The following is a 1142-nucleotide window of genomic DNA, read 5'->3' on the forward strand; positions in this document are numbered from 1 at the left end:
TAAAGTTATGTAAGCTATTAAATATACTATAAATACCTATGGCTAAATATAAATACATCTCTATATCTGATAGTTTAAATTTTCCTCCTTCAAGTAGTTATTTTTCTTTATCACTCTTGTAACTAGTGTTACTTAGTTACTAAACTAAACCGGAAAATCCGGTAGTTAAATTTCAACCGGCTATTAAGTGTACGCCTGTTAGTAGAAGTACAGGGAGTACCTTAGCTTACTGGCTTGGTTCTGGCAGTATTGGCTTTATTAGTCAGCCCTAAGTACCAGCAAGCATATTTCTCCTACAAGTAACACCTCCTGAAATATTCTTAATAAAGGGTAGTTCCTTATATAGAATATTTTGAGCATCAATAATCTTTATTATGCTGAACAGGTTAGTGAACAACCGAACACTTCTAAAGAAGTGTGTTCGTGTTCGTTCGCTATGTAACCCTGAACACTTGTTCACTTTTGTTCGGTTCTGTTCGGTGTTCAATTCTTAATGTCCGAATACTCGCCAAGCATAATTGTCGCATTTAACAATCAGACCTTGATTCAACAGTTTGTCACTACACCGGTTAAATGCCACCCTCTTGGCGTTTTCGGGGTTGTTTCCAGTCACTACAATTGACGGATAAGCCTTTTCCCGCCAATAGTCGATATTAACAACCCTTTGCATCTTGCCAGCTGGGGAATCAAATTCGCCGAACTTGAGTTTAATTTCTGCTGTCGGCTCTATTCCATGCTCCACAATTGCAGCATCTAAACTGGTTAAGATTGCCTCATCTTTAGCCGTTAATTTGTTCTTCTTGTCGGTAGTTGCTACGCCTCCATACTCCAGATAAACACTGGTCATTGGTTTGTCATCACTATCCAGCCACTCAAGTTCGGTAGGTTTTAATGTAAATTGTAGCGGATTAAGTTCTTCAAAATCTTTAGCTTTGTGACAAGTCAGTGTAATGCTCTTATCTTTCTTAGTGGCTGAAAACTCGCCATCCATTGCCGCTCTAATTGAACTACTGCCCCGGCTTCGGTCTTTATTTCCATGTCCACTGTGATGCACAACAAGGATAGCTGCACCCAATGGCTTCATATACATAGGACTTACGCAAGAACCATTTCAAGCGATGGTTTTCTCAGTTGTTGAACGA

At 39.2% G+C, this 1142-nt stretch carries 1 protein-coding gene; it reads right to left on the minus strand.

The features are described 5' to 3' along the window. Positions 1-490 precede the first annotated feature (490 nt). The gene (locus tag V7D82_RS13790; protein ID WP_333601524.1) at positions 491-1084 is read right to left on the minus strand and encodes a hypothetical protein; all 594 of its coding nucleotides are present in this window, start codon (positions 1082-1084) and stop codon (positions 491-493) included. Between the last annotated feature and the right edge of the window lie 58 nt (positions 1085-1142).

Source organism: Flavobacterium sp. (genome assembly GCF_036741995.1).
In the GTDB taxonomy this organism is placed as follows: Bacteria; Bacteroidota; Bacteroidia; order Flavobacteriales; family Flavobacteriaceae; genus Flavobacterium.

Coding starts and splice junctions, on each gene's coding strand:
- V7D82_RS13790 (WP_333601524.1), bottom strand. CDS start 1,084: ATGAAGCCATTGGGTGCAGCTATCCTTGTTGTGCATCACAGTGGACAT.